A 13,777-nucleotide genomic window follows, 5' to 3' on the forward strand; every position below is an offset into this window, starting at 1 on the left:
TCTTCCTAAGAGAGTTTGGGTTTGATTCTATAACAGATCCTATCAATCAACTTGCTCCGCTTGGATGGTACATATCCAGTAACTTCTTACCACTATGTTCTTTTCCAGCTTTCCGTGCTTTCCATAGTGATTGAGAATATCCTCTACCTTTTTCACGTTTATCTACTCTTGTCTACACAGTATCATCCACTGAACATTCTTCCCATGTATAACTGACGTTTTGAGCAACCCAATGTTCGACAGCCGCTTGTAACACTTCTTTGGAACAAATGGGTTTTGCCTCTGATCCATGTTCTTTCGTCCATACTAACTGAAGGTCTACTTCGTATTCGTCTCCCTCTCCGAAATGAAACAGAACACGAATGTTTTTGACTGGTTGCATACGTTACCACCTTCGCCTATTTATAGAGTAAGAAGTACAACCCCTCCACCACATGCACCAATCCCTTGCTATGACAGCATGTATCGCCATTTTAGGGTGTCACCTTTTGGTGACACCTGTGTCCCGTTTTGGTGACACCCCCTGCACAAAAAAACACTCTATTTACTACCACTTTGTTTTCGCAATTGTTGTTGGAATTGCAAAAATTGTTTGCGGTTTACCAATCTTCCATACGTAGCATGAGGCTCAACGATCGCTTTAATTGGCAGTTTGATCCCTTTCTTTTCTAACAGATCATGATGAGTCATAAGCTGCGTTACGCCACTTTCTAACTTGTTTTTGTCCCCGCAACAAATGATCTCTGGAGATAAAAAAAATGGGCGCCTGCTCACTTGGCGTCCATAAATTCGGAGTTCATGAATATTTGCAAACTCATACATGATTCCTTTTTTAATCAGAGTCGATATCATCTCGCTTGTCTTTTGTCGGCTACGCTTTAACAGGAAAGCCAACTCCGCAACGGAGCAATACTGATCGGTATGCGGATCGACAATGGCGTTCACTCCTATTTTCAGTAAAGGCGCGAGCATAAACAGAAACCCTAACTCGGCAGCCTTTAAATAGCCCAACTCATTTAAACACAGGATATTCGGATTAATCGTTTGCGAAAAAGGCGTTCGATTCACACGTTTTTGCCTAATGATCGTGAATCCTTGTTCCTCGGCTTTCGCAGCCTCACGATTCATCAAACTCAGGTCAACTTCAGACTGGTGCTTCGCCTTCTGTTCCGCTTGATAGAGCCTTTTCCTAAGCTGATCTGACACTGTTGATATTCACCTCCTAGAATCGACAAAAAAGCGCGAACGCTACGCTCACCTGAACGCGCTGAGAAGTTCGCACTTTGGGGATTGAAATGTAACTTATGGGCTAGAAGCGCTAGCTGTCGCTCCTCATACAAGAACGTAGACTCAAATAGCGGTGTATAGAAATAAATAAAAACTAGTACAATACATACCACTGAGACTAATATGGTTGGATGTTCAATTTGCGTTCTCCTTTCTTGTGTCAGGGCTAGATGCAGACAGATCCACTAGATGCTGTCTCACTTTTTCATACAACCCTGTCTTACGCGGCAATTTATTTTTGTTTTGGATTGCATAGCGTAAAGCTTGGCGCGATCCAATCATAACGGCAATCTGCTTGGCTCTAGTCAATCCAGTATACATGTTTTCTCTAATCAGCATCGGTCGGTGCTCCATTGATACAGGCATGATCACAATTGGAGCCTCACATCCAATCGTTTTGTGGATCGTAGCGGCGTATCCCAAACCAAAATCACGTAATTCATGATGAGATAACAGCACCTCGTGACCATAAAAGTCACACAGTAAACCAATCTCATCGGTTTCTGTGCCTGCCTCATCTAATAAAGGCTTTGTGTCTATAACGGTGCCGATATCTCCATTTAATACGTGTTTGCGGTAATCATTCCGGCGTAATCGAAGAATCTTATCGCCCTGTCGGTAGACGATTTCCTGTATTTTCAATTCCACCTTGTCCTCTACTGGCGGATTAATAGCTGCTTGTAAAGCAATATTCAGCGCCTCCGTTCCAATGATTCCTTTTTTTTGAGGACTAAGGACAAAGATACTGTCCATCGGATACCCTTTCTCTGCAAATCGTAGAACACTTCGGACGATTAGCTCTTGAATTGCTTGGGGATTAGATTGATCAATAAAGTAAAAATCGTCTTTCGAACCATTAACTTGAATATCCTTACCGTCGTTGATTCGGTGAGCATTCATTGTAATTTGGCTTTCCCTAGAACGACGAAAAAGCTCATCCAAGCGAATATGGGGAACTCCCGCTGCAATGAGATCGCGTAACACATGACCAGGACCGACTGAAGCCAATTGATTGCTATCCCCGATCAGCACTACGCTTGTTTTTGAACCTACTGCCTGAAATAAATAATAGGCAAGCTGGACATCCATCATCGATGTTTCGTCCACGATGATTAGGTCAAACGGTAAGGGCAAACATTCTCCGTACTCCGGTTCTTCTCCCGGACGAAATCCAAGTAACAGATGCAATGTCTCCGAATCACGTTGAGTGATTTCGCCCAATCGGCGTACTGCACGAGCTGCTGGTGCACATAAGCCTATGTTGGCGTCTGGATGCTTTTGCTGATACACTTCCAGCATGGCTTGTACCGTTGTAGTTTTTCCTGTTCCCGGATTTCCAGTGACAATAAGAAGCCTGTGCGTAAACAGCGCATATATTGCTTCCCGCTGCTTCGCTGCCAATATGATTGTATGCTGCAACTGATATTCGCGGATCAGTTGATCCAAGTTAGGAGCAGCTTGCACCGAGCGTTGCACCATACAGCTCACCTTATACGCTAGCTTACTCTCATAAATATACAGCGACTTAAGATACACACGATCCCTTTCCCAAATTACCTGTTCATGAGCAGCCATCAATTGCAATTCGGTCCACACTTCGCGCTCGTCTACGCCATGTAAAAGATGTAGCGTGCGGGTAACCAGATGCTGTTCTTGCACATAACAGTGTCCGCCGCCATAACATAGTTCATTCAGTGTATGGTGTAACGCGGCATTGCAGCGACAGGGCGCGTCCATAGCAATGCCGATGCGTAGCGCAATTTCATCCGCTTTTACAAAACTGATCCAATGTAATGCTGTCAGTCGATATGGATTACGCCGGATCATGTCGATACACTCTGTTCCCCAAGCGGAATATACTTTAGTGACCAGTTCTACGGGTATCCCATAAGGCAGCAATGCCATCATTACCTGTTGGATGTCAAAATTGCATTGAATGCTATCCGCAATCTTTGTAGCATTCTTCCGTCCGACTCCTTTGATGCTTAGTAAGCAGTCAGCTCCTTCATGCATAATCTGCTCAACCGCCTGATCGCCCAAATGATGCACAATTAGCTCAGCTCGCTTTTTGCCGCAGCCCTTCACAAACTTAGAACTAAGGAAAGCAATCCCTTGTTGTGCAGTCGTCGGTAATGGACGTTCCCAATGTGTAATGACAAATTGGTCACCATGCTTGGCATGTGTTTCCCATCCTCCATACACAGTCATTCGCTCATTTTTTTGCATGCCAAATAGCGAACCTTTAATGACAACAGGTTCTTGTGAAGGAGCGTCTATTTGAAAATGAGCAATTCCGAAGTCATGTTCAGAACTCAATCGTCCGTTGCGAGGATAAATGAAGTAATCAATATGCCCCGTAAGTGCAGTTGTATTCATCAGGATGTACCTAGCCTACGGATAAACTGCCGCAATTGATTCAGGATTATATGAGCATACAGTATATCGTCGTCCGAAACTCCAATGCATTTTAGCGTCGTTCTTGGCAAGCGAACAATTTCTTTATTGCTCCGTACCATGCTCTTAATCGTACGGATGATGGGATGGGACTTCTGCTGCTCATCTAGCGACTCCAACTCAGCAGTGATCGTATCTAGTTTCTGTCCACCCTGTACAATCGCTTCTTCTTGCTGAATCATGTGCTCAAGTATTTGCTCTGCTTCATTGCGTTCTTGCGGATGTTCTGCTGTATTTGCTTGATGTAGAGCAAGCTTCACATTTACTTCAGCCTTAGCTAATGTTTTTGCTTCTTCTTGTAGGGTGTCTTCTCCTAATGGTGTAGATACTTCGATTTGATCGGTTACATCCAGTCCAAGCATCTGTTCAAACTCTTCTTCGCTAATGATTTGACCACTTCGGGTAAACTGTTTAAGTACGCCAGGGATACTTTTAATAAGATGCCACACATCATCCGCAATATAAGCAGATGTGTTGTCTTCGCCTACAGCATAATGCATCTCCAGAAAAATATAGCCTGGCATCGATGCTCGGCTAACCGGTTTTCCCAACTCTCCAGATTGGAGTACGCGCTGAGTAGTCTGTGAGAACGTATGAATCGCTTTAATCCATTTTTGAGCATTCACATTTTTGCTGAATGCCCACTCCATCAATCGTTTCACATTTGACTCTTTTCCCGTCATTACTTGAATCGCAAATGCAGCTCCCATCAGGATAACCTCCCTCATGTTTTTGCAACTTGTAAAACTAATATATTTATTCTGTTGTTATAAGAATACTATTCTTGTTCGATAAGCCATTCTGTAAGAAATGTCCGCGTTTCCTTCACCGGGAAATACCACTTGTTTCCGATCTTCCGCTTGATAAATCGTCTATCGTGAAAAAATGTATCCTGTATAAAGTTCCAACTCATGCAAGTGCGACGTTGTAACTCTTTGGCATCCCAAAAGATATACTCCGCATCGACATCTTTAACTATCTCAGCAATTTGCTTTCTACAAAGCTGTTGGATTTCACCCTTATCCAATTCAATTTTTATTAGACTGCTCATACAGACCTCCTTTAAGTTAAAGATAGATCTTAGGCAATTAACTGGACTTTGTAGCAGAATAACTGGTTGGCAGCAGCTTGGCATCTTTTAAGATCCTTAGTGCTTCGATTATTTTTTCGCGATTTAGGGCGTACTTGGGAATGTATTCGATATTCGTAGATTGTTTGATTAGTCTATAAGTCATATTTATTTACTCCTTTCGCATAATTAAACAAATTGTATAATTATTAACTAAAAAATTCTGGTTCTACTTCTAATACCTTCTCAATTTTTAAAATTCGTCTTTATTGATGTTACCCTCATCTTTCTCTTTATATGAATATGTACCTGATATGCAGCCAATTCTAGGTTCAATTAAAGCTTGATTCGTATTTCTAATGATTCAATCTCTCTGATTTTTTCACGTACATTCATTTTCTATCACCAACCACTTATACAAAGTGTATAATCTATAAATTGATTATATTTATACATTTTGTATATGTCAATCAATATTCAATGATTTGTATAAAAAAATATACTAATCATTGAATATTGCTATTATTAATTAATCGTTAAAATAAAAAGGGTTACATAGAGGTGCGTGGATAATGACTTTTGGAAAAAGATTAAAACATGAGAGGGAACATCGTGGCTGGTCACAAATTTATTTATCACAGAAAACCGGCATTAGCAATGCTGTTCTATCACATTACGAAAGAGGTATAAGAAATCCAGATCCTGACACAATAAAAAAGATAGCAACAGTTTTAGAGGTCAGTGCTGATTATTTGTTAGGATTGACTGACTATAGAAACGTTGAGGATTACAAAAAAGAAAGCAAATTTGCAGTTGATTGGACGGAAGAAGAAAAAACTGCCGCCGCCGCTTTTGTAGAACAAATGCGGAAAATGCGAGGCAATATGTATAATAATTAAATCATTCTCTTTGTTAGAGTGTGGATGAACTACTGAGGTGTAGAAGTAAGTTCAATCCATGTTCTATAGGGGAAGTTGATTCATATATTACTACTGTGGCAAAAAGATCGATAACCGACTCTTTTCCAACTCCAAGTTCTTGTTATATTTTTGCTCGGATGAAGTTAGTCTGAGAATATATAATCGCTCCTCCCTTGCAGAGTAGTATGAGTTAAAATCTCTTAGCTATACCCAAATTTGCTGCGCATCAAGCAATACGATTAGAGATCATTAGCTGACGGCTGGAATCTAGTAGCGTTCGTGCTCAGCCATAAATTTATTAGAGAATTATCAATAATATCATAAATATCAAAAACGCGAGCCCAACACAAGGCTCGCGTTTTTGATAAGCAATAATATGAGGCTTTTAATTGCTAATTGACTAGGTACTGGTTAGTCTATTTTCTACAAATGATTGTACTGATAAAAACTATTGCTGCTGCGGCATAACTCTTTAAACAAATCAATAATAAATATATCTTTATATAGCTATATATTGAGAAGCCAGCTTTATATATGACTTTTAAGCTATACTTAGTAAAAAATTTAAATTATATAAAGTAACTAAAGCAAAACCAACAAGAACTAAATAGCGCCCCAACTGTGCTGACCCAAAATCCAATAACAAGAAATAAATACTTTCTCGATGCAGTCTTAGCTAGATAAAAATTTTGCTCTGCCAATTTTTCACTAAGCTTTAATTCATCTAAAGCAATAATATCTGAAATATAATCACTTGGAGAATCATATTTTTTAATGTTATCCCAAAAGATAATTCCTTTCGATGCTTTAAAATTAGTTCTTGGAAGAACAACGCTAATTAAAAAACATATTCCAATTAAAAGTACCATTACTCCTAATAATCCTAAGAAGTCTTGTAGAGTATATAGTTGTTTTGGTTGAAATTTGCTGAATACTTCTTTTATTAGCAGAGCATTGATTCCAATAATCACTCCTGCTTTAGCATCTGCAAATTTAATATAATCACTGAGATAATTCATTTCATGTTTGCTAAATTCAATTCTATGCATATTATTCCTTTCTTTTCTTCATTATATTATTCAATAACAACCTTATAAGATATACTTTTTAAACTCTGTATATTATCATTAACAAATATGCCAAATTTACATTTTATAATTAAACTATTGTTTCTACCAAATATACTGCATATCATATAATGATATCCATTATATTGCGTAGTTTGAAAACATTCATATTTTCCTTCTTTATCAGGCATACTGAATTTCAAGTTCCCTGCAAGTCGAGCCTCTTGTCCTGTATTTTCAACTTCCCATTTGATATTAGTGGGTTTTAAAAATTTTGCCAAGAAAACAAATTTCAATTTTAAATTCTTTTTAAGGGCAAAACTACTACTATGATATTCTGTTTCAATATCATTCTCAATAATATAACATTTAAGTTCAAAATGATCTGGAGATATATAATTCGAGTTACGATCATTTATTGAATATGGAAAGTCTTCAAGATACTTTCCCCACTCAAACAACCTCATAGAGTAGTTAGGGTTTTTAATTATAAATAGTTCTTCGACTTGTTGAGAATTCTCTTGATAATTTCTTATTGTTAAATACTTATCTGGAAGGTCTAAATAACGAAAAATATTCTCGCCAATCATGATACTGTTCCCTTTGGCTTTTGATTGTAGCTTGGCTGCAAGATCAGTATGGATACTAGTTGTTGTAATTTCGTGTATGTCAGCTATTCCATACTTTGACCATAAAACATCAGGATCATCGCCAACATCGATTCCAATTCTTATTTTTAAAGGATCTAATCCATAACTATCAAAAAAATCATTTAATGAGTTTTTATTAAAGGATTGCATAAGCGAAGAAGCATTTAAAGCATTTATTATTGCATCAGCTTTAGTTACACTTTTGCTTCCAAAAAAAGCAAAGATAGCATCTCCTTGTAAGCGATGGATATGCCCATCAAAGGCTTGGAATATTTCAATAGCAGATCTTAAGATAGCATTTTTATAAAATCTAACCTGTGGAAGATCAAATTTAAGCCCTAGTTTTGTTGAACCAGAAATATCCATAAAAACAGAAACAATATATTGATATTCAAGGCTATTCTCTTTTAAATTTATGAAATCTGGATGACATCCGATTGACGTCGAAAAACAATTATCTGATTTCCCAAAAAGTTTTCTTAATTCTAAAAAAGGAGGTCGAATATAAGTCTCTATCTGATTTGAACGATTTGATGACTCCATAAAAAAACCTTTTTCAAGGCTGCCAGTTTTCTTGTTATATTCAAAGATCTCATTTAATATTTTATCTAATTTAGCCATCACATTCTCCTTAAAACATTATATTCATCAACTAAATTATATAATAAAAACAACAATCTTCCAATTCAAATTTATTAAATAATAAAGTTTGAAACTATATTTAAATCTATAATTTTCAAGAAAAAAAATAAACTGATGAATCAAAATTTCTTCTTATGCTAAAAATCGCATAAAATTCAAACGCTGATAATAAGTTCATTAGTACAGATTATTACATCTATGAAAGGACTAATGAAGTATACAATCGTTTCCCTTAAAAAATTACAAATTGAGAATAAGCTATAAATTATTCTGGTGAATATTTTACGTAGAAGATATGAATACAACCTGATAAAGAAATTTTCTTAATCTTGAAAGTTTTCTACGTTTTATCAATTTTGCATTGGTAGCTCTATACTTTATAAAAAAATGTAAACAATTTGATCGCATCTTCAAATCCTATACGATAAGTAGGACCTATTTCATCGGTTCGCTGTATGTACATGGTCTCTAGTTTACTTACATCGTCTCGTAAATGATCTGGAATATGAGATTTTATATTACTTAAAATTGCATCAAACTCGCTATACTGCTTTTGAAGCTTTTTCTCATTTTCTTGAGTTATAATCTCAATCCGTTTTTCAATAGAAGGTCCAATAAATTCAAGCATTTTTTATACTCCTTCCTATGTTTAACGAAGTTTATACCACGATCAAAATTCTTGATTACTTTTGTACACAAAATTATACAGAACAAACGTTCTCTTTTCAAGATATTACTGAGTAAAAAGTAACAATTTATAATTTAAACTATACTAAAGCAGGATTAAAGTCTTATACAGATCCCCTCTTAGTGATAGTATAGTCAATGTTAGAAAAAACCGAGATTGAGATTTTTACAATAACTACATATGACACTTATAATCCAAATTTACGGATAAAAATAGTTGATTTTATAACTAACAAAAAGACTTTTAGGACAGTCTGCATTAGAAATGTTAAATTCCCACCTATATAATTTTTTAATGTTCTTCATGATTCCGATTTTTACTGTGATAGCTGTCTTACTCTTGTATCTGTCAGCCTATTCTCCATTTGTATATTGTTAAATTAGTAGCTACAATCTTTTGCGTTTACAGTCCTCTTCGAACTTCCACTATACCTAACTTGTAACGCTCTAATTTTAACATTCTTCTGAATATAAAATGCAAAAAAAGCCGCGTTCGATCAGGGATGACCTGTCTAGGCGGCTTCATTCTTCGATATCAAGTTGTTTATTTCAACGATTCATATAAAGCAGTAACTTCCTGTTCGGAAAGTCCAGTTGCCGTAACAACATCGGGAATAGCTAATTGCAGACGAAGCAAACGCAAGGCGGTTTGTTTCTTTTCGTGCTGAATTCCTTCTTCCATTCCTACGCGAAAGCCATACTTCTCTGCATTTTTAGCGGCTTCCATCAGCGATGCCTGATCATGCAGATATTTTTGTCTTGCTTCATACTGCATCCGTGCCTCCTGATCCTGACTCAAAAATTCCAATGTATCCATCGCTTTTTTCAACTTCGGTTCATTCATGGTCAGCACCTCCCATTGATCGGGTGTTGCGCCTTTCAGAAACAACAGCCAATTCGCGAGTCCACCTTGTTCAATCGGAATCGACTTCGCATTCAGTTTAGGTAACTCCAAACAATGAATCTCGATATCATCTGTTAAGGCGATGCCCGTCTGATCTTCGCGTAAGTGAAACACACTATGGTACAAATCATTGCGTAACAGCTCAAAATTCAAAATGTTAATCGTAACGCATCGTTGCAACGTACTATACGACTGCCCTTGAACAAGTTGGGACGCATATAACTTACTCCAATAAAACAGCGTTCGCTTTTCCATATCATACCGATTAAACAGTTGCATTTCCACATTGATTCGTTCGCCTTCCACCGTCCGGGCGCGAATATCTAAAATGGATTGTTTATCACTCGGTGAATCTTTATCGGTGTACGGGTTCAAAAGAAGAATTTCGCTCAGTGGCGGTCGCCCTGCTTCCGTGAACGTCCGGTTCAAAAATGCTAGCAACACATCTCGGTTTTCTTCACTACCAAAAATACGTTTAAACAAGAAATCATTTCGAGGATCAAGCAATTCCGTCATGATACATCCTCCACTGACTACGCTTCATCTTCCTCTACAACTAAAAATAACCTCAAGATTGAGGTTATAGATCGTAAATAAGACGATGGGCGCTTTTTGAGCTAACTCCATTATAACGAGGAAATCAAGAACTAGCAAGAACTTTTGTTCGTATTTCATGAAATATTGTAGGCTGTGAGATCATTTAAAGATGGGGCTAAGGACAAGAAATCTATGAACCGCCATACCAATCCACCTACCACGTTAGCAGCATGTGCAGCCATGCCCTGGTATTATTCATTCCCTCAGCCCTACGCTACAATAGCTACATCTGCATTATGGCAGTTCTAGCTAGATTCATTCTCTCGCGCGGAGAGCGACAACAAAAATCTCTATTGATTGATTCAATCCTCAACTTTCAATCCACACTCGCGCACGGGGAGTAACCTTTGTCCCAGATTCGAAATATGCTACAGACCTTCTTTCAATCCACACTCCCGCACGAGGAGTAACTCGACACTGTGTTATCTGATTTGGCGTCAATCGGTTACCTTTCAATCCACACTCCCGCACGGGGAGTAACTCGACGTTGAGCCGGTTCATGGCGCTATACTTCTCTTTCAATCCACACTCCCGCACGGGGAGTAACACTTGATCAAAATCGTAAACAGCAAGCAGTTATTTTCTTTCAATCCACACTCCCGCACGGGGAGTAACGCTGGCGAGATCCAGCGCTTCACTTGGGCATCGATCTTTCAATCCACACTCCCGCACGGGGAGTAACATATCAAAGCTTCGTGGCATAGGCACGGTGACCCGTCTTTCAATCCACACTCCCGCACGGGGAGTGACTTTAGCGTTTCCGGAATCGTCGAGAGGATTCATCTTTAAATCCACACTCCCGCACGGGGAGTGACTTCGGCGAGATGTTGTTAAGTAAAGTGGTTGACCTTTCAATCCACACTCCCGCACGGGGAGTGACGTACGTCATAAGCGCAAACCACGCTGTAGCTAGAACTTTCAATCCACACTCCCGCACGGGGAGTGACGGGACATGATCCAGATGACGTTGACTGAGACGAACTTTCAATCCACACTCCCGCACGGGGAGTGACTGCCTGCCTTCTCAGCCCTTACCCTTCAAGGCAAAAACAGGCGATTTCCGCGAACCTCATTTTTAGACTACTTTATAACGGACAAAAATACAACAAAAACCCCGAAATCCCTTATGTAGCAAGCAGCGCGAACCTCCTAGAGATTTTATGTGTGCTTGGGGTTCGCGCTTTTTCATTTTCCTCTTGTCATTTTTTCTATAATAGCTTCCTTTACTCTTACCTACAGAAAAGGCTTGTGACGGAAAGCCCGTTATGATCCTTCCCGATTGTAATTTACAATCGTGCGTAAGAAGCTATTGTTCACTTCTGAAATCAGTTTATGAACTTGTTACCATCCGGCCATATCCTGCATTCGTTTTTCCACCTATGCCTTCATGCTCTAAAGCAAACTGTAGGATCGAGACCGCTAGTTTCAACCAATCTTTTGCTACCGAAGCTTCACCTTCACAGCTAAGAGCCACTTTATAAGTACCTTGTGCATGGAGAAAAGGAACTGGCACAGGAGAATCATCATCTCTTGGTGCAGCATAAAACGTTTCCTTCTTTTCTCCCTTCACTGAAATCTGATTATATTCCTGATGATGCGGCGTTAACACATCCAATTGAATAGCTTCTTTTGCCGTTCCAGGTGTAACCAGTGCATCATGAAAATGAATAAAGCCCGCAGCTTCCCGAGTACCAAATAACGTCCTATACTCTACTCCGTCCTTTGCCAGTTCAGAGCGTGTATGAAGCTCAGCCAATTGATTCGCAGCTCGAACAGCAAGTCCTTTTAACGCTGTACCTGGCAGATACGGAACACCATAGGTAGGATGTAAAGACAAATAGGTTTCCAACACCGAAGTCGTTCCATTACCGATCACAAGTGCTGAGCTAGGAGCGTTCGATACTTCAAACGTAACATGCTCCTGTAATCCAAATGCACTATTCTCATAGTAACGATTAAAACATACCTCATAATCTTTTTCATACGACGTATCTTTCAATTCGTTCTTATATTGCTGTAGTGCGACTTTATAAAAAGAACCTTTACTATCGCCCTCTTTGAATAACGCCTGAGCCATTGCATGTTCTCGGCCAGTCACATCATAGTGCGATTTGGTGAGTGCCAGGTACATATTCATGTTTCCCCCTCCAAATCAGACATATCGTTACGTTGCTCTACCTTTAAAATCGCCTCCGCATATCGTTTAAACCAAACCGAAGCATTGAGTGCATTACGCGAAAGATATAGATATGAAGTTTGAGAGGAAGCACCGGATAGTACCTTGCCATGCCGATTTGCTAATCCAAGCCCCTTCTCCCAATTATCCATCTGTAATGCTTCTTTCATATGAGCTAAATACAACCGATAGGCATTAGGTTTAGCCTCGTTCGATAGTGCCGCCTTTTTTGCAAAGAAAATATAAGCCAATCGCAATCCGTTCGTTAACACCAACGATGGAAAACGATGGCATAACTGACCATACTCGTTCACCAGATCAGCATGCGACTCTTTCACTTCTTGAATGCCCTTATACGCTTGTTCCGCATAGTGATGCTGAGCCGATTGCATTAGCGCTCCCCTCCCGCCCGGTAGTTCACTCTACCTTTACCTACGGTCGCATTGCCACCCATTTGAATCACCGTTTGAGTTTCCAGATGGCGCAGCAATGCGTCTTTCGTTGTGGTCTTCTCCTGCGCAGGTATCCGATCACACCACATCATTCCATAAAATAGAGCTTCCGTTGGTACATACTCTTCATACCACAGTGCGCCGTCTACGGTCGTCTTCGTTTCTTCATTCAAACGAATACGCGGCGTCACTTCACTACACATCGTGACCAGATATTGAAAGACTTCATCGGAAACAACAATACAACGTTCCACAAATAAACGCTGGGATTCGGTATCTCCAGCAAAGCATTGCTGACCTAGCCACGTAGCGAACGTATCCCATTCGGTATTCTTTTCCGCATTGCCGACAAATTCATCGATGTATACCGTAAGAGAAGTTTTGGATACCTTATCAACAAGCTTGGAATCCTTTGTGATCCAAGCTTGTTCGGCTGTAAAGGAACTCATGTCTGGCATCGTCACATCGATTCCCATCGCCGTCGCATCTCGTTTGAAACGCTCCAGTACGAGTGGACTTGTCACATAGGCAAAAATGCCATAACGACTGGCGACAGGAAACGCCAGTAATCTCCCATCAGAAAATACCACTGCACCAGCTAACTCTTCCTCTTTCCCTTTACCTCTACCAAAGGCTTGATCTATCCAGGCAAAGTCCCCCTCTGCCTGTTTGCTCTCCTCTTGCGAGATGAAGTGATTACGCAGAACACCTTTCACCGTACTACCTGGGATAAATGGCCACTCGGTGACTTTCTCTCGGATAATCGGTTGATCAATGATACCGACTCCATCGCCAGAGCCAATATGTAGGGGAGATAAACAGTGAAGCCAATACCAACGACTAGCATTATTCATGGACGATACTCCTTTACA

Annotated in this window: 14 protein-coding genes and 1 CRISPR repeat array; of the genes, 1 reads left to right on the plus strand and 13 read right to left on the minus strand. The window is 39.5% G+C overall.

Annotated features, from left to right (window positions below):
- Positions 1-172: 172 nt before the first annotated feature.
- The 6 genes from ACDE64_RS13110 to ACDE64_RS13135 form a co-directional block, all read right to left on the minus strand.
- On the minus strand, positions 173-382 hold the full coding sequence (locus tag ACDE64_RS13110) for a hypothetical protein (RefSeq protein ID WP_411347091.1): 210 nt from the start codon (positions 380-382) through the stop codon (positions 173-175).
- A 158-nt stretch (positions 383-540) separates the two neighbouring features.
- Positions 541-1,206, minus strand: a complete 666-nt coding sequence (locus ACDE64_RS13115) for a hypothetical protein (protein WP_411347092.1) — start codon at positions 1,204-1,206, stop codon at positions 541-543.
- A gap of 216 nt (positions 1,207-1,422) precedes the next feature.
- Positions 1,423-3,663, minus strand: a complete 2,241-nt coding sequence (locus tag ACDE64_RS13120) for an ATP-dependent RecD-like DNA helicase (protein WP_411347093.1) — start codon at positions 3,661-3,663, stop codon at positions 1,423-1,425.
- Positions 3,663-4,451: a transcription termination/antitermination NusG family protein gene (locus ACDE64_RS13125; protein WP_411347094.1), complete on the minus strand. Its 789-nt coding sequence runs from the start codon at positions 4,449-4,451 to the stop codon at positions 3,663-3,665. Before ACDE64_RS13125 ends, ACDE64_RS13120 begins: the two co-directional genes overlap by 1 nt.
- A 68-nt stretch (positions 4,452-4,519) precedes the next feature.
- Complete coding sequence (locus ACDE64_RS13130; RefSeq protein WP_411347095.1) at positions 4,520-4,792, minus strand: group-specific protein; 273 nt, start codon at positions 4,790-4,792, stop codon at positions 4,520-4,522.
- A gap of 37 nt (positions 4,793-4,829) precedes the next feature.
- A complete protein-coding gene (locus tag ACDE64_RS13135) occupies positions 4,830-4,976 on the minus strand; it encodes a hypothetical protein (RefSeq protein WP_411347096.1) in 147 nt (48 codons plus the stop codon).
- A gap of 406 nt (positions 4,977-5,382) precedes the next feature.
- On the opposite strand from ACDE64_RS13135, the gene ACDE64_RS13140 reads away from it, so the two are divergent.
- Positions 5,383-5,709: a helix-turn-helix domain-containing protein gene (locus ACDE64_RS13140; protein WP_411347097.1), complete on the plus strand. Its 327-nt coding sequence runs from the start codon at positions 5,383-5,385 to the stop codon at positions 5,707-5,709.
- Between the two features lie 590 nt (positions 5,710-6,299).
- Here the strand turns inward: ACDE64_RS13140 and ACDE64_RS13145 are convergent.
- The 7 genes from ACDE64_RS13145 to cmr4 all read right to left on the minus strand — a co-directional run bounded on the left by ACDE64_RS13145 (position 6,300) and on the right by cmr4 (position 13,759).
- Positions 6,300-6,779, minus strand: coding sequence for a Pycsar system effector family protein (locus ACDE64_RS13145; protein ID WP_411347098.1), 480 nt, complete (start codon positions 6,777-6,779; stop codon positions 6,300-6,302).
- 26 nt (positions 6,780-6,805) lie between these two features.
- On the minus strand, positions 6,806-8,068 hold the full coding sequence (locus tag ACDE64_RS13150) for a nucleotide-binding domain-containing protein (protein ID WP_411347099.1): 1,263 nt from the start codon (positions 8,066-8,068) through the stop codon (positions 6,806-6,808).
- A gap of 391 nt (positions 8,069-8,459) precedes the next feature.
- Entirely contained in the window at positions 8,460-8,717 is a 258-nt protein-coding gene (locus ACDE64_RS13155) for a hypothetical protein (RefSeq protein WP_411347100.1), read from the minus strand.
- A gap of 603 nt (positions 8,718-9,320) precedes the next feature.
- Positions 9,321-10,196 carry an Rpn family recombination-promoting nuclease/putative transposase gene (locus tag ACDE64_RS13160; protein ID WP_411347101.1) on the minus strand — a complete coding sequence of 292 codons (876 nt, stop codon included), beginning with the start codon at positions 10,194-10,196 and terminating at the stop codon, positions 9,321-9,323.
- Between the two features lie 393 nt (positions 10,197-10,589).
- A CRISPR array of direct repeats spans positions 10,590-11,290; the repeat unit is 33 nt; unit sequence TCTTTCAATCCACACTCCCGCACGGGGAGTAAC.
- 317 nt (positions 11,291-11,607) lie between these two features.
- Positions 11,608-12,414, minus strand: coding sequence for a type III-B CRISPR module RAMP protein Cmr6 (gene cmr6 / locus ACDE64_RS13165; protein WP_411347102.1), 807 nt, complete (start codon positions 12,412-12,414; stop codon positions 11,608-11,610).
- Positions 12,411-12,845, minus strand: a complete 435-nt coding sequence (gene cmr5, locus ACDE64_RS13170; protein ID WP_411347103.1) for a type III-B CRISPR module-associated protein Cmr5 — start codon at positions 12,843-12,845, stop codon at positions 12,411-12,413. The genes cmr6 and cmr5 overlap by 4 nt, the downstream gene beginning before the upstream one ends.
- A complete protein-coding gene (gene cmr4 / locus ACDE64_RS13175) occupies positions 12,845-13,759 on the minus strand; it encodes a type III-B CRISPR module RAMP protein Cmr4 (RefSeq protein WP_411347104.1) in 915 nt (304 codons plus the stop codon). Before cmr4 ends, cmr5 begins: the two co-directional genes overlap by 1 nt.
- Positions 13,760-13,777 lie beyond the last annotated feature (18 nt).

Source organism: Paenibacillus sp. WLX2291, assembly GCF_046603665.1.
Classification (GTDB): domain Bacteria; phylum Bacillota; class Bacilli; order Paenibacillales; family Paenibacillaceae; genus Saccharibacillus.